Annotated in this window: 15 protein-coding genes; 12 read left to right on the plus strand and 3 right to left on the minus strand. The window is 46.3% G+C overall.

The window, feature by feature from the left end:
• Window positions 1-10 precede the first annotated feature (10 nt).
• The 7 genes from IEY67_RS07570 (at window position 11) to leuB (ending at window position 8,483) form a co-directional block, all read left to right on the plus strand.
• Complete coding sequence (locus IEY67_RS07570; protein ID WP_183669008.1) at window positions 11-1,432, plus strand: L-fucose/L-arabinose isomerase family protein; 1,422 nt, start codon at window positions 11-13, stop codon at window positions 1,430-1,432.
• A gap of 353 nt (window positions 1,433-1,785) precedes the next feature.
• On the plus strand, window positions 1,786-3,282 hold the full coding sequence (locus IEY67_RS07575; protein ID WP_122357082.1) for a 2-isopropylmalate synthase: 1,497 nt from the start codon (window positions 1,786-1,788) through the stop codon (window positions 3,280-3,282).
• An 18-nt stretch (window positions 3,283-3,300) separates the two neighbouring features.
• Window positions 3,301-4,698: a 3-isopropylmalate dehydratase large subunit gene (gene leuC, locus IEY67_RS07580; RefSeq protein WP_122357080.1), complete on the plus strand. Its 1,398-nt coding sequence runs from the start codon at window positions 3,301-3,303 to the stop codon at window positions 4,696-4,698.
• A 33-nt stretch (window positions 4,699-4,731) separates the two neighbouring features.
• Entirely contained in the window at window positions 4,732-5,322 is a 591-nt protein-coding gene (gene leuD / locus IEY67_RS07585; protein ID WP_183669010.1) for a 3-isopropylmalate dehydratase small subunit, read from the plus strand.
• A 1-nt stretch (window position 5,323) separates the two neighbouring features.
• Entirely contained in the window at window positions 5,324-6,835 is a 1,512-nt protein-coding gene (locus IEY67_RS07590; protein ID WP_183669012.1) for a hydroxymethylglutaryl-CoA lyase-like TIM-barrel protein, read from the plus strand.
• A 116-nt stretch (window positions 6,836-6,951) separates the two neighbouring features.
• Complete coding sequence (locus IEY67_RS07595) at window positions 6,952-7,398, plus strand: methylglyoxal synthase (protein WP_122357072.1); 447 nt, start codon at window positions 6,952-6,954, stop codon at window positions 7,396-7,398.
• Between the two features lie 14 nt (window positions 7,399-7,412).
• Entirely contained in the window at window positions 7,413-8,483 is a 1,071-nt protein-coding gene (leuB, locus tag IEY67_RS07600; RefSeq protein WP_122357070.1) for a 3-isopropylmalate dehydrogenase, read from the plus strand.
• 810 nt (window positions 8,484-9,293) lie between these two features.
• On the opposite strand, the gene IEY67_RS07605 is transcribed toward leuB, so the two are convergent.
• Window positions 9,294-10,115 (minus strand): tetratricopeptide repeat protein, encoded by an 822-nt coding sequence (locus IEY67_RS07605; protein ID WP_122357068.1) that lies wholly within the window; start codon window positions 10,113-10,115, stop codon window positions 9,294-9,296.
• A 159-nt stretch (window positions 10,116-10,274) separates the two neighbouring features.
• Between IEY67_RS07605 and IEY67_RS07610 the strand changes: the two genes are divergently transcribed.
• Window positions 10,275-11,117 carry a mechanosensitive ion channel family protein gene (locus IEY67_RS07610; RefSeq protein WP_183669014.1) on the plus strand — a complete coding sequence of 281 codons (843 nt, stop codon included), beginning with the start codon at window positions 10,275-10,277 and terminating at the stop codon, window positions 11,115-11,117.
• Window positions 11,118-11,351: 234 nt separating this feature from the next.
• Here the strand turns inward: IEY67_RS07610 and IEY67_RS07615 are convergent, their stop codons facing one another.
• Complete coding sequence (locus IEY67_RS07615) at window positions 11,352-13,565, minus strand: RelA/SpoT family protein (RefSeq protein ID WP_122375832.1); 2,214 nt, start codon at window positions 13,563-13,565, stop codon at window positions 11,352-11,354.
• Between the two features lie 176 nt (window positions 13,566-13,741).
• Here IEY67_RS07615 and IEY67_RS07620 point away from each other — a divergent pair, with 176 nt between their 5' ends.
• Entirely contained in the window at window positions 13,742-15,262 is a 1,521-nt protein-coding gene (locus tag IEY67_RS07620; protein ID WP_183669016.1) for a DUF4301 family protein, read from the plus strand.
• A gap of 77 nt (window positions 15,263-15,339) precedes the next feature.
• Here IEY67_RS07620 and IEY67_RS07625 read toward each other — a convergent pair whose 3' ends face one another.
• Window positions 15,340-16,653, minus strand: coding sequence for a Gfo/Idh/MocA family protein (locus IEY67_RS07625; protein WP_122357060.1), 1,314 nt, complete (start codon window positions 16,651-16,653; stop codon window positions 15,340-15,342).
• A 192-nt stretch (window positions 16,654-16,845) separates the two neighbouring features.
• Between IEY67_RS07625 and IEY67_RS07630 the strand changes: the two genes are divergently transcribed.
• From IEY67_RS07630 to IEY67_RS07640, 3 genes are all read left to right on the plus strand, one after another.
• Window positions 16,846-17,940 carry a PCMD domain-containing protein gene (locus IEY67_RS07630; RefSeq protein WP_122375830.1) on the plus strand — a complete coding sequence of 365 codons (1,095 nt, stop codon included), beginning with the start codon at window positions 16,846-16,848 and terminating at the stop codon, window positions 17,938-17,940.
• An 11-nt stretch (window positions 17,941-17,951) separates the two neighbouring features.
• Window positions 17,952-18,737, plus strand: coding sequence for a porin family protein (locus IEY67_RS07635; RefSeq protein ID WP_122375829.1), 786 nt, complete (start codon window positions 17,952-17,954; stop codon window positions 18,735-18,737).
• A 122-nt stretch (window positions 18,738-18,859) separates the two neighbouring features.
• Window positions 18,860-20,209, plus strand: coding sequence for a Gfo/Idh/MocA family protein (locus IEY67_RS07640; RefSeq protein WP_122375828.1), 1,350 nt, complete (start codon window positions 18,860-18,862; stop codon window positions 20,207-20,209).
• Window positions 20,210-20,262 lie beyond the last annotated feature (53 nt).

Below are 20,262 nucleotides of genomic sequence, written 5' to 3' on the forward strand. Positions count from 1 at the left end.
GATATATACCATGGAAAAAAGAAAAACAAAAGTCGGCCTTGTCGGGCTGGGCCTGGATACGTATTGGCCACAATTTGAGGGGTTGTATGCGCGCCTTTGCGGGTACCAGGATTGGATTGCATCGAAAATGTCCCGTCCGGATACGGAAGTCATTAATGCCGGGATTGCCGATAATCCGGTTAAAGCGGTGGATGTGGCAGAAGATTTAAAGAAAGAAGATATTAGTATTTTGTTTGTGTTTATCTCCACTTATGCGTTGTCATCGACTGTCTTACCGCTTGCCCAACGCGTAAAAGTACCTGTTATCCTGTTGAATATTCAGCCGGCCGCAGCCATCGACTATGACTATATAAATAATCTGGGTGACAGAGGAAAAATGACAGGGGAGTGGCTGGCACATTGCCAGGCTTGTTCCGTGCCCGAGTTTGCCAGCGTATTCAACCGTTCCGGCATCCCGTATGAAATTGTGAGCGGCTATCTGCAGGAAGAGTATGTGTGGAAACAGATTAATAACTGGATCGATGCTGTCCGTGTGGTGAATGGCATGAAGAATAACCGTATGGGAATTCTGGGCCATTATTACTGTGGCATGTTGGACGTATATACCGATTTGACACAGCAGTCGTCTGTTTTCGGGACGCATGTGGAAATCGTGGAAATGTGTGAACTGAAGGCTTATCGCGACAATGTCACGGAGGAAGATGTAAAGGATAAACTGGATGAATTCAATGCCTGTTTTGATATCGACGGCCAGTGTGAACCTTATGAACTGGATCGGGCAGCCCGTACTTCGATCGCGCTGGACCGTTTGATCGATGCTCATGACCTGGGATCGATGGCTTATTATTATGAAGGGTATGCAGGCAATGAATACGAAAATATAGTAACATCCGTTATCGCCGGTAATACCCTGCTGACAGGACGGAATATACCGATTGCCGGCGAATGTGAAGTGAAGAATGTCCAGGCAATGAAGATCATGTCTTTGCTGGGAGTAGGCGGCTCTTTTTCTGAATTTTATGCACTTGATTTTAACGATGATATCGTTATGCTGGGACATGATGGCCCCGCCCATTTCGCGATATCCGAAGGAAAAGTCCGTTTGGTTCCGCTGCCGGTCTATCATGGCAAACCGGGTAAAGGACTTTCTATTCAGATGACGGTAAAACATGGTCCGGTAACCCTGTTGTCGGTCTGCGAAGGGAAAGACGGTATCTTCCTGCTGGCGGCAGAAGGAGAATCAGTAGAAGGCCCGACGCTGAAGATCGGTAATACGAACAGCCGTTACCGTTTTACCTGCGGCGCCCGCGCATTTATCGATAACTGGAGCAAAGCAGGACCTTCCCATCACTGTGCGATAGGTATTGGCCATCAGATAGATAAACTGGAAAAAATTGCATTCCTGCTGGGAATACCGATTGTTAAGGTTTGACAGCAATTTATAAGTGAAAAAGGAAACATAAACTAATGAATTGTAGATTCAATTGTGTTTCCTCTTTCAGTTTATAAGAAAAAACACATAAAAAATATCGTTTTATATTTGGTGGTTTGGAAAAAGGCTGTATCTTTGCAGCGTTAAATAAAAAAAGACAATGAAACAGAACATAGCAAATAGTCTCATTATTTCTCTAAACATTATTCTACTCTGGGAACGGGATAGGAAGTGAGACTGTACGTGCTTTTCTGATGCATGAAGATATTAAAGAGCCTTTCTCACTTCCTGGTGAGAGAGGCTTTTTTTATGGATACAAACAAGAATATAAACAAATTTAAGAGTATAAGATTATGTCAGACAGATTATTTATTTTCGACACCACGTTACGTGACGGTGAGCAAGTGCCGGGTTGCCAGTTAAACAGTATTGAAAAGATTCAGGTTGCCAGAGCACTCGAGGAGCTGGGTGTGGATGTGATTGAAGCAGGATTCCCTGTGTCGAGTCCGGGCGATTTCAATAGTGTGGTTGAGATATCCAAAGCCGTTACATGGCCTACTATCTGTGCGTTGACCCGTGCTGTCGAGAAAGATATCGATGTTGCCGCCGAAGCATTGAAGTTCGCTAAACGCGGACGTATCCATACCGGTATCGGTACTTCGGATTATCATATCCGTTATAAATTCAATTCCAATCAGGAGGAGATTCTGGAACGTGCCATCGCTGCTACGAAATATGCGAAGAGATATGTTGAAGATATTGAATTTTACTGTGAAGATGCCGGGCGTACGGACAATGCTTATCTGGCACGTGTCGTCGAGGCGGTGATCAAAGCGGGTGCTACCGTTGTGAATATCCCTGATACGACCGGTTATTGCCTGCCGGACGAATATGGAGCAAAGATCAAATATCTGATGGAACACGTAGACGGCATACAGAATGCAATTATCTCTACACACTGCCATAACGACCTGGGTATGGCGACTGCCAATACCGTACAGGGTGTCCTGAACGGGGCACGCCAGGTGGAAGTAACTATCAACGGTATCGGCGAACGTGCCGGTAACACTTCACTGGAAGAAGTCGCCATGATCTTCCGCAGCCATAAAGAGCGCGGCATTGAAACCAATATCAATACTACGAAGATCTACGGTATCAGCCGTATGGTTTCCAGCCTGATGAATATGCCGATCCAGCCCAACAAGGCGATCGTCGGACGTAATGCCTTCGCTCACTCTTCCGGTATCCACCAGGACGGCGTTTTGAAGAACCGTGAAAGCTATGAGATCATCGACCCGAAAGATGTGGGTATCGACGATAATGCCATCGTGTTGACTGCCCGTAGCGGACGTGCAGCCCTGAAACATCGTCTGAGTGTGTTAGGGGTGGAACTGAGCCAGGAAAAACTGGATAAGGTATATGAAGAATTCCTGAAACTGGCTGACCGCAAGAAAGATATCAACGATGACGATGTGTTGATGCTGGCAGGAAAAGACCGCACAGCCATGCACCGTATCAAGTTGGATTATCTGCAGGTGACATCGGGTGTCGGTTTACAGTCTGTAGCCAGTGTATGTCTGGATATCGCAGGCGAAAAATTTGAAGCTGCTGCTTCCGGTAACGGTCCGGTAGACGCTGCCATCAAAGCGGTTAAATCGATCATCCATCGTACGATGACTATCCAGGAATTTCTCATTCAGGCGATTAATAAGGGTAGCGACGATATGGGTAAGGTACATATGCAGGTGGAATACGATGGAAACAACTACTACGGCTTTGCCGCCAATACCGATATTATTGCCGCTTCTGTAGAAGCCTTTATCGACGCAATCAATAAGTTCGTAAAATAACATAATACATAATTAGCAATGAGCAAGACATTATTTGAGAAGATTTGGGAAAAACATGTGGTAGACACACTGCCCGACGGAACGATCCAGTTTTACATCGACCGTCTGTTCTGCCATGAAGTAACCAGTCCGCAGGCATTTGCGGGGTTACGTGCCCGTGGCCTGAAGCCGTTCCGTCCGGAACAGATCACTTGTATGCCGGACCATAATATTCCGACATTGCATCAGGAAAAACCCATCGAAGACCCGGTTTCCAAGAACCAGGTGGACACGTTGGAAAAGAATGCGAAAGATTTCAGCCTGACTTATTACGGTTTGCAGCACCCGAAAAACGGGATTATCCATGTGGTAGGACCGGAAACGGGCTTGACCCAACCGGGCATGACGATCGTTTGCGGCGACTCCCATACTTCTACCCACGGCGCTATGGGCGCTATCGCTTTCGGTATCGGTACCAGCGAGGTGGAAATGACATTAGCTACCCAATGTATTATGCAGCGTAAGCCGAAGACGATGCGTATTACTATCGACGGTAAGCGTAAGCCGGGTGTGACGGCAAAGGACTTTGCTCTCTATATTATCAGTAAAATGACTACCGGAGGTGCTACCGGTTATTTCGTAGAGTATGCCGGCGAAGCGATCCGTAATACGACGATGGAAGAACGCCTTACCATCTGTAACCTGTCCATCGAAATGGGTGCCCGCGGTGGTATGATCGCTCCGGACCAGGTCACTTTCGATTATCTGAAAGACCGTGAATTTGCTCCCCGTGGCGAGGCTTGGGAAAAGAAACTGGCTGAATGGCGTGAGTTATACAGCGATCCGGATGCATCTTTCGATAAGGAGATCGTATTCCATGCGGAAGATATCGACCCGATGGTGACTTACGGAACCAACCCTGGTATGGGCATGGGCATCCGCGAAAGCATTCCGGCTATGGAAAGCGTAGATGAAGCCGGTCGTATCTCTTATAAAAAATCGCTCGACTATATGGGGTTCACTGCCGGTGAACCGATCATGGGCAAGAAAATCGATTACGTCTTCCTGGGAAGTTGTACGAATGGCCGTATCGAGGATTTCCGCGCTTTCGCCTCTTTGGTGAAAGGAAAGAAGAAAGCCGACGATGTGATCGTATGGCTGGTGCCGGGAAGTTGGCAGGTAGAACGCCAGATCCGTGCGGAAGGTATCGATAAAGTCCTGACGGAAGCCGGTTTTGAATTGCGTCAGCCGGGTTGTTCGGCTTGTCTGGCAATGAATGAAGACAAGGTCCCGGCAGGTAAATATGCCGTATCTACTTCCAACCGTAACTTCGAAGGACGTCAGGGGCCCGGTGCACGTACGATCCTGGCCGGTCCGTTGGTGGCTGCGGCTGCAGCGGTAACGGGAAAGATTACCGATCCGAGAGATTTAATGTAATAAGATTACGAACTGAAAAATCAAAAGAACGAAATGAAAGAAAAATTCACGATAGTAACATCCACCTGTGTACCTCTTCCTCTGGAAAATGTAGACACAGACCAGATCATCCCGGCCCGCTTTCTGAAAGCGACCACACGCGAGGGCTTCGGCGATAATCTTTTCCGCGATTGGCGTTATGACAAGGCGGGCAACCCTAATCCGGACTTTGTGCTGAATCAGAATACATATAAAGGCGAGATCCTGGTAGCCGGAAAGAACTTCGGTAGCGGTTCGAGCCGTGAACATGCGGCCTGGGCGATTGCCGGATACGGATTCCGTGTCGTTGTCAGCAGTTTCTTCGCTGACATCTTCAAGAACAACTCCATGAACAACGGTCTTGTTCCGGTTGTTGTTTCTCCGGAGTTCCTGGCTGAGATATTCGCATCCGTAGAAGCTGATCCGAAAGCGACATTGACGGTCGATCTGCCTGCCCAGACAATCACCAACAACGCAACCGGAAAAACTGAACCTTTCGATATCAATGCCTATAAGAAAGATTGCCTGGTAAACGGTCTGGACGATATCGACTATCTACTGGCGAATAAGTCTAAAATAGAAGCGTACGAAGCAAACAGAAAGTAAGATGGTAGAAATAATGGATACAACCCTTCGGGACGGGGAACAAACATCGGGTGTCTCTTTTGCGGCTCACGAAAAGCTCAATATAGCGCAAGTGCTGTTGAGCGATCTGGGAGTAAACCGCGTAGAGATCGCCTCTGCTCGCGTATCGGACGGAGAGTTCGAAGCCGTGAAGCGTGTGGCTGCCTGGGCCGAACGTACCGGTAATCTGCATAAGCTCGAAGTGCTCGGCTTTGTAGATGGCGACGCCTCGCTCAACTGGATCGAATCGGCCGGTTGCCGCGTGGTAAACCTTCTCTGTAAAGGTTCGTATAAACACGTGACCGAACAACTCCGCAAATTGCCTGAACAGCATATTGCAGATATCTGTTCTGTTGTATCGCTGGCTACCGAAAAAGGTATTGAAGTAAATATTTATCTGGAAGACTGGTCGAACGGGATCAAGAACTCCCCCGACTATGTTTTCCAGCTGGTCGATGCGTTGAAAGATCTTCCGATCCGCCGTTTCATGCTTCCCGATACGCTGGGAATACTGAATCCGGGCAACACATACGAATTTTGCAAGAAGATGATCGAACGTTATCCCGACCTGCATTTCGATTTCCATGCCCATAACGATTACGACCTGGCGGTAGCCAACGTCTATTCGGCCGTGCGGGCAGGCGTACACGGTGTCCATACTACGATAAACGGTCTGGGCGAACGTGCCGGAAATGCACCGCTCAGCAGTGTGATTGCGGTGATCAAAGACCATCTGGGTGAAGAGACCTCTGTCCGCGAAGAAAAGATCAATGCGGCAAGTCGCCTGGTCGAAACCTACTCGGGTATTCATATCGCGCCGAACCGCCCCATCATCGGTGAGCATGTCTTTACGCAATGTGCCGGTGTGCATGCCGACGGCGACAGCAAAAATAATCTGTATTGCAACGACCTGATCCCCGAACGTTTCGGCCGTGTCCGTGAATATGCCCTGGGCAAAACGTCCGGTAAGGCAAATATCCGCATGAACCTCGAATCGCTGGGTATCGATGTGGATGACGAATCCATGCGTAAGATCACCGAGCGCATCATCGAACTGGGAGACAAAAAAGAAATGGTAACGACCGAGGACCTGCCCTATATCATCAGTGATGTCCTTCACCATGATACAATGGCAGATCAACGTATCCGTATATTAAATTATTCCTTATCTTTGGCACAGGGACTGAGGCCCGTAGCTACGCTGAAAATAGAGATCGACGGAGAAGCTTACGAAGAATCGGCTTCCGGTGACGGTCAGTACGACGCTTTTGTGCGTGCCCTCCGCAGGATCTATTCAGACCTCGGCCGTCCGTTCCCGATGTTGACGAACTATTCCGTATCCATTCCCCCCGGAGGTCGTACCGACGCTTTCGTTCAGACGATCATCAGCTGGAATTATGCCGGAGTAGATTTCAAGACCCGTGGCCTCGATGCCGACCAGACAGAAGCCGCTATCAAGGCAACGCTGAAGATGCTGAATAAGATCGAACAATAAACTAGTTGACAAATGACAGTTGACAGATGAGCTTCGCGCTCGGTAAAACAAATTGTCTGAAAGCCGAGATAACTGTCCACTGTCACTTGTCAACTGTCAACTTAAAAAGTATAGTTATGAACAAAAGATTGACCATTGCGCTGGTAGCGCACGATAACCGTAAAGCAGACATGGTAGAATGGGCCGTGCACAATGCAGAATTCCTTTCCCATCACCATTTGGTATGTACCGGAACCACCGGAGGGCTTATACGCAGTGCCTTCGACGAGAAGGGAGTAGGTGCGGAAATTACTTGTATGCATTCCGGCCCGTTAGGCGGAGATGCCGAGATTGCAGCCATGGTAGTACGTAAAGAGGTGGATCTGGCGATCTTTTTGATCGACGACCTGAATCCGCAACCTCATGAAGCCGACATTCAGATGTTGCTTCGCCAGTGTCGTGTTCATAACGTGCCTATCGCTTGTAACCGTTACAGTGCCGACCTGATGATTACGAGCACCCTGTGGGATGATGACAGTTATGTTCCTACAGAACCCAAATATGTGCTATTTAAAAGAGACTAAAATAACAAACTGAAATGAAATTGAATATTGCAGTCCTTCCCGGTGACGGTATCGGTCCCGAGATTGTAGAACAAGGCATGAAAGCCGTAAAAGCTATATGTGAGAAATACGGCCATGAACTAAGTTACAAACACGCTTTGGTGGGAGCCGTTGCCATCGACGAGACAGGTAATCCGTATCCGGACGAAACGCACGAACTGTGTATGCAGAGCGATGCCGTTTATTTTGGTGCGATCGGTTCTCCGAAATACGATAATAATCCGTCAGCGAAAGTCCGTCCCGAACAGGGGTTGCTGGGTATGCGCAAGAAGCTGGGGCTTTTTGCCAATATCCGTCCGGTAACTACTTTCCCGTCGTTGCTGCATAAGTCTCCGCTTCGTGCCGAACTGATCGAAGGGGCTGATTTCATGTGTATCCGCGAATTGACCGGAGGTATGTATTTCGGTCGTCCGCAGGGAAGAAGCGAAGACGGAAATACCGCTTACGATACGTGTGTTTATACCCGCGAAGAGATCGAACGTATTGTCCGCCTGGCTTATCAGTACGCACAGAAACGTCGTAAGAAAGTAACGGTTGTCGATAAGGCGAACGTGCTGGCAACTTCCCGTCTGTGGCGTCAGGTAGCACAGGAGATAGAAAAGGAATATCCGGATGTGGAAACTGAATACATGTTTGTCGACAACGCTGCTATGCGTCTGGTTCAGTGGCCGAAGAGTTTCGATGTGATGGTTACTGAAAACATGTTCGGTGATATTCTGACCGATGAGGCGTCTGTGATCACTGGTTCACTGGGGATGCTTCCTTCTGCTTCCATTGGCGTACATACTTCCGTATTCGAACCGATCCACGGTTCTTATCCGCAGGCAGCCGGAAAGAATATTGCCAATCCGCTGGCTACTATCCTGAGTGCCGCCCTGATGTTTGAATATGCTTTCAACCTGATGGAAGAAGGTGCCCTGATCCGTGAAGCTGTTACTGCCTCGATGGATGCCAATGTCGTAACAGAGGATATTGCTGAAAACGGCAAGGCTTACAAGACCAGCGAGGTAGGGGATTGGATTGCTGATTATATTGCAAAGAAGTAAAAGTCGGGATGTTATCAATAATGGGCCAATTGACTAATGTGCCAATATCTCAATGAAGATAGCAGTAAGCTCATTATTTCTTTTAGCTATCCCGTAGTCAAAGTGACTTAGTCATCACAGGTTTATTTGCCGTCGATTTTAACCGACAGCAAATGAACCTGTAACTAATATCCCTTATTTATAACAGATGATTTGTGATTGTGACAAAATGTTTGTTTATCTTTTGTTTTAGTATTAATATGTCAGATATATTAATGGGTGTGTAACTGCATAATCTACCGGAATAACCCTTTTGAAAAATGTATTGTTACAATAATTAACAAATCTCTCCGTAAATCATTTCTTGAAACTCATTTTAAAGAAATTGCCACTTCGTTTAAAACGAATTTTTTTTTGTTTTAAAGGAATAGGTGCTTTGTTTAAGACGGGAAAAGTGTTAAAAGAAGTTGCGTACGAGATAGTCCGACGCTTTTTAAAGCCTGAATTATATGCTTTTTAGCAGTTTCTTACCTCTAGAGCACTATCAAAACAGGTCGAAAATGAACTGATATAAATGGTATGAATATCGGTTTTGTGAAATAAACGGATGCAATAAGTAAAAGAATATTGTCTATCTGCTCATTATTTCGCTATAAAGCGTCCTGTTTGATAAGTCTAAACTCTCGGAGAATCCTATAAAATCTATCTCTTCCATCCCTTGCCGGTATACCTGTTTCCTGTACCGGTTAAAATAGCATTTTGACACATTACAGGTTGTAATCAATACTGATTATAACAGATGCAGAAATGAAGAATTTATCTTGAGAAAAATTATTTTGTCATTTTCATCAGTTCATCTATCACTGTCTGGTCATATCCCATCTCCTGCGCTTTCAGGAAATCCTTTGCAGCGGATTCCTTTTCGTATTGAGCGAGTTTTACTTTCCCACGCAACACATATAAAGATGCGCTGGGCGTACTTTCTGTAAATACCTTATTAATATCGGCCATAGCACGGGCATTCTTACCCATCATGAAATAAACATCGGCACGGCCTTCATACAAAAGCCAGTCACGGGGCATCTGGCTGATCAGGTAATTGAATATCTTTTCACTTTCATCGTAATTACCGCGCATCTTCTCCAGAATGGCATGTCCCAGGCGGGCACGCACAGACTTCTCGTTCATCTCGAGTATCTTATCGAAATCCTGTTCCGCCCAGATATAGTTCTTTTTCTGGATATAGATCAGGCCGCGGCAGTAAAGAGCTTCTTCGTTTGTCGGTTCGACGATCAGTAACGCGTTGTAATCGTTCAATGCTTTTTCTGTTTCACCCATTTCAGAATAGAGGGAGGCACGGTTCTCCAGGATAGTCGGATTATTGGGCCGTCCGCTAAGTGCGGCAGTATAGGATAGCAAAGCATCTTCCAGTTTTCCCTGGCGGCGTTGTATGCTTCCCAGATTGGTCAGCAAGGCATAGTTCATCGGGTTGCCCGGTTCTTTACGCATGGCCGACCGCAAACTTTCCTCGGCAGACACCAGGTCTTTTTTATCCAGAAAGTCATAACTTTTTTCGATCAGTTCTTCGTATGACTGGGCAAAACTATTGGCTGTTGCCAGTATAAAAGTGATGAATATCAGCAGTAATCTCATTCTGTCGTTTTTATCTGTTATTTGATCGCCGCAAAGCTACGCAAATATATTCTTCCGTAGACAGATTAAAAAAACTTTATACCTTTGCCACATTTTATAAGACTTTTCGAGACTTTGATTGTTATAAGATAAAAGTGTTTAATTAAAAATGATAGATTTATGATATTATTAGATGTGTTGGCTTCCAGTCCGAGGCTGGAAAAAATTGTCAATTCCCTGGTCGAGCAGGGGAGTCTTTTAGGCTGGACGATCATCAAGGCAATCCTTGTTTTTGTAATAGGGCGCTTTATTATCCGGATGATAAACAAACTTGTCCACCGTATTTTGACTAAACGTGATTTCGACCCCTCTGTTAAAACATTTGTAGGCAGTCTGGTGAATGTCACTTTGATGGTCTTGTTGATCATCTCCGTGGTGGGTGCGTTGGGCGTACAGACTACTACGTTCGCAGCTCTGCTTGCCTCTGCCGGTGTCGCTATCGGTATGGCTTTGAGCGGAAACCTGTCTAACTTTGCCGGTGGGCTGATCATCCTGCTGTTCAAACCTTATAAGGTGGGCGATTATATCGAGTCGCAGGGTGTTGGTGGTACGGTAAAGGAGATACAGATATTCCATACGATCCTGCTTACTTCCGACAATAAAAACATTTATATCCCGAACGGTTCCCTGAGCAGCGGTGTGGTAACGAATATCGGGAGAGAACCGACACGCCGTGTGGAATGGACTTTCGGTGTGGATTACGGTAGCGATTACGAACAGGTGAAAAGAGTTATCGAATCCGTCCTGGCACAGGATGCCCGTATATTGAATGATCCGGCTCCTTTCATTGCCCTGAGTGCCCTGGCCGACAGCAGTGTCAATGTAGTGGTCCGTGCATGGGTGAAAAGTCCGGATTACTGGGGTGTTTTCTTCGACACGAATAAGGCGATCTATGCGACCTTCAATGCCGAAGGTATCGGTTTCCCTTTCCCACAACTGACGGTGCATCAGGCAAAAAACTGATTTTGTCCTTAAAATAAATCTTTTTGTTCAATAACCGACAGGGTTTGTTTGCCCGGTAATAATCGGTTAAAAAGTTGGGCAAAAAGATTTATCTTTGTCTATCAATTTGAAAAGATAAGTTACAGAGAACGTTTTTAAGGTAAAAATATTAAGGACTTTATTTTATTACTTTAGTATTAATTATTTGATTATAAAAGAAGAAAAAGGCTCGACCGTTAGCGGCGAGCCTTTTTTCTATGAATTCAGGCGGTCTACGGTTTTAACCCCTTTGACCGCTTTGATCTTTTTGACCAGCATGTTCAGGGAATTGGTGTCCCTGACGAGTACGGCGAAGTTCCCCTGGAAGATGCCGTCTACCGAATCTATATTCAATGAGCGGAGCGTCACATTGCTCTCTTTCCCGATAACGGAGGTGATATTGGTCACGATCGTTATATCGTCGCGTCCGATCACCCGCAGGGTAACGACGTAGCCGTTGTCGCCTTTCCCGCTCCACTTGGCACGGATGATACGGTAGCCGAAACGGCTGAACATCTCCTGCGCATTCGGGCAGTCCAGGCGGTGGATCTTGATACCTTGTGTGGATACAAAACCGAAGACTTCGTCCCCGTAGATCGGGTTACAGCATTTGGCCAGTTTATATTCTATGCCGGTCAGGTTCTTATCGATGACAAGGACATCCTTGTTCGTGGATATTTCTTCTACCTCGGTCGTCGTGCTATATTCCCCGGCACTGCGTACTTCCGAACGTTCGTTGGCTTCCGTCTCTTTCCGCACATATTCCTGGTATTCGTCGATCACATTGTTCGGGTCGAGACGTTCTTCCGCCAGTTCTACATAAAAGTCGGTGACGGTTTTGAACCCTTTCTTTTTGATGTAGCGCATCAGGTGCGGTTCCTCCATCTCGATCTTCCGGTTCTTGAAACGGCGCTGGAGCATCTCCTTCGCAAAGTCGACGGCCTTGGCTGTCTCTTCGCGTAAAGCCTGCTTGATCTTTACACGTGCCTTGGAGGTCACGACGATATTCAGCCAGTCGCGCTTCGGGCTTTGTGAGGGAGCGGTCACGATCGAAACCGTGTCCCCGTTATGGAGTACATATTTAATAGGTACATTCTTCTCATTCACTTTTGCCGATACACATTTACATCCCAGCTTCGAATGGATGGCGAAAGCGAAGTCGAGCACAGTTGCCCCTTTAGCCAGCTTGATCAACTCGCCTGTCGGGGTGAAGACATATATCTCGTCCTTATACAGGTCCATTTTGAAATCCTGCATCAGGTCGAGCGGGTTGTTCTCTTTCTCCTCGAGGGCGGCACGTACGGTATTCAGAAATTCATCCAGTCCGCTTTCCGCCTTTACTCCTTTGTATTTCCAGTGGGCGGCAAGGCCTCGCTCGGCGATCTCGTCCATTCGCCGGGTACGGATCTGTACTTCCACCCATTTATTCTGCGGCCCCATGACCGTGATATGCAAGCTCTCGTATCCGTTCGTTTTCGGAATGGATATCCAGTCTTTCATACGGTTCGGGTTCGGTTGGTACATGTCGGTGATGATCGAATAGACCTGCCAGCATTCCGAACGCTCCTTTTCCAGCGGCGTATCCAGTACGACACGGATGGCGAACAGATCGTATATGCCTTCAAACTCGATCTTCTGCTTTTTCAGCTTATTATTAATGGAATGGATCGACTTGGTACGTCCTTTAATATCGAAATGCAATCCGGCTTCTTTCAGTTTCTTCTCGATAGGTGCGATGAATCCGGCAATATAAAGGTCGCGCGAACGTTTAGTCTCGTTCAGCTTCCGTTTGATGAAATCGTATTGTTTGCTGTCGGTATATTTCAGCGACAGATCTTCCAGTTCGCTTTTGATCTTATACAATCCGAGCCGGTGTGCGAGCGGTGCATACAGATAAGAGGCTTCCGTTGCCAGCCGCAGCCGGTCGTCTTCCTTCAGTTGTTTACCGAGGCGCATCAGGCAGAGGCGGTCGGCGATCATGATGAGGATAACCCTCACATCTTCCGCAAATGAGAAGAGCAGGTGATGGAAGTTCTCGGAGTTGACTGCCGTATTGCGTGCATACAGGTCGGACGTTTTCAACAGGCGCTGAATGATCAGTGTCACATCTGCATCGAACGTTTTTTCTACCTCTTCCAACGTAACGGCCTTTTTCAGGACCGGGCGATAGAGCAGGAGGGCGATGACGGAAGTCCGTTTCAAGCCGATCTCTGTCGTTGCTATCAGGGCGGTATTTATATTGCGGATCAAGCCGTTGATGCCATTCTTGTCTCTCCCGTAACAGTCGAGTGCGACAACCCGTTGCATCAACTCTCTCATTTTCCGTATATCCTCTTTTTGCAAAAAGGAGTAGAGGCTACGTACCAATTGTCTGTATTTCGAGAAGAAGTCTTTTCTTTCTTCCTCTGTAAAGAACGGTTGTATATCCATAGTTGCGTCAGCTTTTTTACTGCCCATTTTAGGACAGGCCGTAAAACATACTGTAAAAGTATCTTTTTTCTTGGAATATCAATGCGATTCTAATGGTATTTTTATACATTTGCGAGAAGCATACGCAGAAAATGTTATGTTACAATGCAAAAAATACTAATTTTAAAAGATATACTATGTTAAACGCAAACGATTTAGAGCAACTGGCTGATAAAGGGATCAGCGAACAGCAGATCGAAGAACAACTGGCTTGTTTTGCCAAAGGTTTCCCCTATCTGGAGATAGCCGCATCAGCATCAGTAGAAAAAGGAATCAGGGTCGTGTCGCAGGAAGACCAGGCAACCTATATGGAGGCATGGGATGCTTATCTTGCTAAAAATAAGAGAATCCTGAAGTTCGTTCCGGCATCCGGCGCCGCCAGCCGTATGTTCAAGAACCTGTATGAGTTTTTATCGGCTTCCTACGATGTGCCGACGAACGATTTTGAAAAGAAGTTTTTCAATGAGATCACTCATTTTGCTTTTTATGACGCGTTGAATGCCGTTTGCCTGGCGAATGAAGATAAAGATATTCCGGCGCTGGTTGCAGCCGGTAATTATAAGGCTGTCGTATCCAATTTGTTGGATGAGAAAGGATTGAATTACGGGCAGTTGCCTAAAGGTTTGTTGTTGTTCCACCGGTCAGGCGAGACGATACGTACGGCTATGGAGGAACATCTGGCGGAAGGGGCTATGTATGCCAAGAACAATGCGGGTGAAGTGAACATCCATTTTACTGTCTCTCCGGAGCATAAAGCGTTGTTTGAAAAACTCGTATCAGAAAAGAAACAGGCTTACGAAGAAAAATTCTCGGTTGGTTACGATATCTCTTTCAGTGTACAGAAACCGAGTACGGATACGGTGGCAGCCGACATGGATAATAATCCTTTCCGCGATAAGAACGATAAGCTGTTGTTCCGTCCCGGCGGTCACGGCGCTTTGATCGAGAATCTGAACGATATAGATGCCGATGTGGTATTTGTGAAGAATATCGATAATGTCGTTCCCGACAGCTTCAAATGTTCGACCGTTATCTTTAAAAAGGTGATAGCCGGTGTGCTGGTCACTTTGCAGGAACGTATATTTAACTATCTGGATCTGATCGAGACTGGTAAATATTCCCATGACCAGGTTGAAGAAATGATTCATTTCCTTCAGGATGACCTTTGCATAAAGAATCCGGATACCAAACTGCTTGAAGATGCGGAACTGATCCTTTATATCAAGAATAAATTGCTTCGTCCGTTGCGTGTTTGCGGTATGGTGAAGAATGTAGGAGAACCGGGTGGCGGTCCGTTCCTGGCTCAGAATCCGGATGGTACTATCTCTTTGCAGATACTGGAAAGCTCGCAGATCGATTTGAAAGATCCGGAAAAGAAAGCGATGTTTGAACAAGGTACGCATTTCAATCCGGTCGATCTGGTTTGTGCATTGAAGAATCATAAAGGCGAGAAATATAATCTGCCTGATTATGTAGATAAAAATACAGGGTTTATCTCTTATAAGAGTAAGGATGGCCGTGAACTGAAGGCGCTGGAATTACCCGGTTTGTGGAATGGAGCGATGAGCGACTGGAACACGGTGTTCGTGGAAGTTCCTATCGAAACATTCAATCCTGTGAAGACGGTCAACGACTTGTTGCGTCCTGAACACCAGTAATGTCGGCATAATGTGTAGATAAATAAGGTTTATAGAAAAGGCAGGTTCTTTCGAGCCTGCCTTTTCTATTTTTAGGTTCATATTTTCGGTAATTCCCACGGTGCGCGGTATTCCTTGCAAAGATATTTGTCCGCTTCCGTATCATGGAAACTCTTGCCGTCCCATGTTAATTTCTTCCCGGTACGGTAGGCGATATTTCCCAACTGTGAAAATTTAGCGATATGTGCACCGATTTCGATGCTCGCATTACAGTTGCGGTTACGTGATTTGATGCATTCCAAATGGTTTTTGACATGCAGGTTCAAGCCGCCTTCGCCGTATGCTTTTTTCAGGGCGACAGCTTCCATGCGTGCTTTGCCGTTTACCTTTTCAGGGATAACCTCCCAGCCTCCGCGGTCGATGACCAATGTCCCGTTCTCACCCACAAAGCCTAGGCCGTGATTGCGTCCGTAAGCTCCGTCATCGATACCGATGGCATGATCCCACATTACCGTAAAGTCATCAAAAGTATAAATTGTCTGGAGCAGGTCGGGTGTTTCGCAGGCATCATCCGGATAACCGAACTTGCCTCCCGAAGCCATGATCGAGTTCGGTGCCGTTACGTTCATGCCATACAAGGCATAATCGAGCAAGTGCACGCCCCAGTCTGTCATCAATCCTCCCGCGTAATCCCAGAACCAACGGAAGGTAAAATGGAAGCGGTTACGGTTGAACGGACGTTTCGGTGCCGGACCGAGCCACATGTCGTAGTCGACGCCAGCCGGAACCGGTTCGTCGGCTACCACCGGGATAGAAGGACACCATCCCTGATAGGAGAACACACGGACGGTACGTATCTTCCCTAACTGGCCGCTATGTACGAATGCCATGGCATCCTGCCAGTGAGGATCGCTGCGCTGCCATTGTCCGACCTGTACGACACGGTTATATTTTTCGGCGGCACGTACCATGATGTTGCATTCTTCGATACTGTTACCCAATGGTTTCTCGCAATAAACATCTTTTCCAGCTTCGCAGGCGGCAACCATTTGAAGGCAATGCCAATGGTCGGGAGTTCCGACAATAACGACGTCCACATCTTTGTTATCGATCAACTTCCGCCAATCTTTATAAAGATACTTTACCTTCTTTCCTGTCTGTTTCAGGGTCTCTGCTGCACGGTCGTTTAACACATTTTCATCAATATCCGCTAAAGCGATACATTCGACTTCCGGATTGCGGAGAAAAGCCTGCAAGTCGGCAAATCCCATTCCTTTGCAACCGATCAAACCGACCCTGATTTTGTCGTTTGCTCCGATAGATTCGCCACTAGCTTTAATAAAGAACGGGTTCATAGAAAGACCGGCTCCCAGGATAGCTGCTTGCCGGATAAAATCTCTGCGTGTTGTCATGGTCTGAATGAATTAATGGTGATGATACACAATAGTTTGTAAAGTGCCAAAAATAGGAAGAAAGGACGGCTTTTCCCAATAAAATATGTAATAAAAATATAATATTGAGGCGTATTCCAAAAAAGGAGAGTAAATTTGCATCTGTTTTTGAGTAAAAAAGAAGTTTAGATTATTCACACAAAAAGGAACAAAATGAAACTGACACGTTTATTAAGCTGTCTTTTTTTATGTATTACAGGAATCTCCTGTATTCAGGAGGAGGCGCCGAATGCGGAGGCCGATATTCTGACTTGTACAGTACCTGCCGACATATTGCGTCGAGATCCTATTATTGAAAATGACAAGGTGACATTGATGGTAAAGTCAGATACCGATCTGTCGAAACAATCACCGGAGTTTACCCTGACACCGGGGGCCACGATCTCACCGGCCAGTGGAACCACACAGAATTTTAGCGAATCGCAATATTATACGGTTACTTCAGAAGATGGGAAATGGAAAAAACGTTATGAAGTAAGTTATATTGTGACCGGTATCGGTACGGAATATGACTTTGAAAAGGTGAAACATGCCGGTTCTGCTGGTTATGACATCTTTTATGAAACAGATCATAATGGTAACAATATTATGGATTGGGCAAGTGGTAATCCTGGTTTTGCCCTGACGGATATGAATGCTAAGCGCGAATCGTTTCCGACACTTTCATCCGCTGATGGATATAAAGGAAATTGTGCGATGTTAATAACCCGTTCGACAGGTGACTTTGGATCGCGGTTAGGGATGCCGATCGCTGCCGGTAATTTATTTATGGGTACATTCGATATTCTTAGTGCTGTTACGAATGCATTGAAGGCTACCAAATTCGGTATGCCGTTTGAACATGTACCGACTTACCTGACCGGATATTATAAGTATAAAGCAGGTCCCGAGTTCTCCGAGTCTGGAAAAGTTGTTTCAGGCAAGAAAGATATGTTCGATATTTATGCCATCTTCTACGAAACGACTGAGGACGTGAAGATGTTGGATGGAACCAATAAATTCAGTCATCCGAACCTGATCTCTATCGCGCGTATCGATAATCCGAAAGAAACGGACGAATGGACACAGTTCTATCTGCCGTTCAAGATGCAGCCGGGTAAAACTATCGACCGGGATAAACTGAAAGCAGGAAAGTATAATGTAGCTATTGTCTTTTCTTCCAGTGTGGAGGGCGACTTGTTCAACGGAGCAATCGGTAGTACATTATATATAGATGAAGTCGAACTGATCCATTCCGTAGAAGAATAAAATAAAGTAGTATGAAAAAACAATTAATCATAAGCGTCCTGGGTTTGTTATTCCTGACTACCAACAGTCTGCTAGCCCAGAAGGACCAGAATGCCGGAATCATCAATTCGTATCTGGTCGGGTTGGAGTATGAAGTAAAGGCCGGATTGAGTATCGGTGGAACTTCTCCGCTGCCATTGCCGAAGGAGATACGTTCTATCGACAGTTATAATCCGGGATTGCAGATTGCTATCGAAGGAAATGTAACGAAATGGCTTAACCCGGCGCGTACCTGGGGACTTATGCTCGCTTTGCGTCTGGAAACCAAAGGTATGAAAACCGATGCCCGCGTGAAGAATTACAGTATGGAGATCATCGGAGATGCCGGTGAACGAATGAAAGGGTTTTGGACAGGACAGGTAAAGACGAAAGTCAGTAACTCTTATCTGACGGTTCCAGTATTGGCTGCCTGGCGGGTTTCTCCACGTTGGAAATTAAATCTCGGACCGTATGTTTCTTATCGTATGGAAGGTGATTTTACAGGTGACGTGTATGACGGTTATCTGCGTGAACTCGATCCGACCGGTAACAAGGTCATATTCGAAGATGGTAAAAGTGCTCCTTATGATTTCTCTAAAGACCTGCGCCGCTTTCAGTGGGGATTGCAGTTGGGAGGGGAGTGGAAAGCTTTCAAACATCTGAATGTATATGCCGATCTTACCTGGGGTATTAATGATATTTTCAAGAAGAATTTCGATACGATTACTTTCGCCATGTATCCCATCTATTTGAATATGGGTTTCGGTTATGCGTTTTAAATTGTAATACAATATCATGCGAGCGGGAATATTTCATCAAATGTTCCCGCTTTTTTTTGTAATTGTAATAATTTCTATACATTTGCGGTAATGATTTTTTAAGACCAATTTAATTTAGTACCATGAAAGAGAACGAGAAGAAAGGGATCTCCCGCAGGGAGTTCTTAGGTTTGTCCGCACTGGGACTTGCCAGTTTTACAATCCTTCCCAGCTGGTCGATCAATGGCATACGCATCGCGCCGAGCGACCGTGTTGTGCTGGGGTTCATCGGGTTGGGGCAGCAGGGTTTGTCCGATTTTACCAGTTTTTCCAATTGTCCGGGCGTGCAGGTCGCTGCCGGCTGTGACGTCGATTCCATGAAACGTGAGCGTTTTGCCCGCAGGATAATGGCATGGCAGAAGAAACAAGGCGTAGCGCCTCGTTGCGACAGCTATGAGTTTTATGAAGATATGCTGGAACGCAAGGATATCGATGCGATCGAAGTGGCAACACCTGACCATTGGCATGCTTTGGCCACGATCCATGCCTGCCAAGCGGGAAAAGATGTGTATTGCCAGAAACCGTTAGCCTATACGATAGCAGAAGGTTTGGCGATGGTAAAAGCGGTGCGTGACAACAAACGGGTATTGCAGGTGGGTAGCCAGCAACGCTCGAGTGCAGAATTTCAGAAAGCGATCGAACTGGTTCGTAACGGTGCGATCGGTCATATCGAAAAGATATACGCCCGTGTCGGTGCGCCTCCCAAACCGCTGGATTTACCGGAAATGCCTGTTCCCGGCAATCTGAATTTCAATCAGTGGATGGGACCGTTGAATGATCCGAAAGTGCATTATCATCCCGATCTTTGTCCTCCTATCTCGCTTGACCCGGAACAGAACGAACAGTTGTGGGGTGCATGGCGTTGGTATCAGGAAACAGGTAACGGATTTACGGCAGACTGGGGTGCTCATATGTTCGATATTGCTCAGGCGGCTATCGGTATGGATGGTTCCGGTCCGGTAGAATTTGCTCCGGCCGGTTATAACGGACAGAAATATGCTTCCATGAAATATGCGAACGGTATTGTCATGACCGAACAGCCTTATCGTGAAGATAACGAGAATGCGCAGGGACTGCAATTTATCGGTGATAAAGGATGGTTGAAAGTGGCACGCGGCTATATCGAATGCTCTGACCCGTCGTTGCTGAAAGCAGAAAAGAAAGAAGTTGGCAAGGGTGAATATGAAGTAAGCTCACCTCATATGCAGAACTTTATCGATTGCGTCCGTTCACGTGAAAATCCGATTGCTCCGGTGGAAGTGGGTTGTAGTACCAATACGCTTTGCTGTCTGGCAAATATTTCCCGCGAACTGAATCGCCCGGTAAAATGGAATCCTGCCACGTTAAGCTTCGTCGACGATAAAGAAGCTGCAGCACACCGTTTATACTGGTATCAGTATCGCAATCCTTATACGTTGCCGTATTGGAAATGAATTTAGAAATAATAGAACTACTTTTCCCTTGATGGAAAAGTAGTCAAAAGATC

Origin of the sequence: Parabacteroides faecis (genome assembly GCF_014647375.1) — a bacterium.
In the GTDB taxonomy this organism is placed as follows: domain Bacteria; phylum Bacteroidota; class Bacteroidia; order Bacteroidales; family Tannerellaceae; genus Parabacteroides; species Parabacteroides faecis.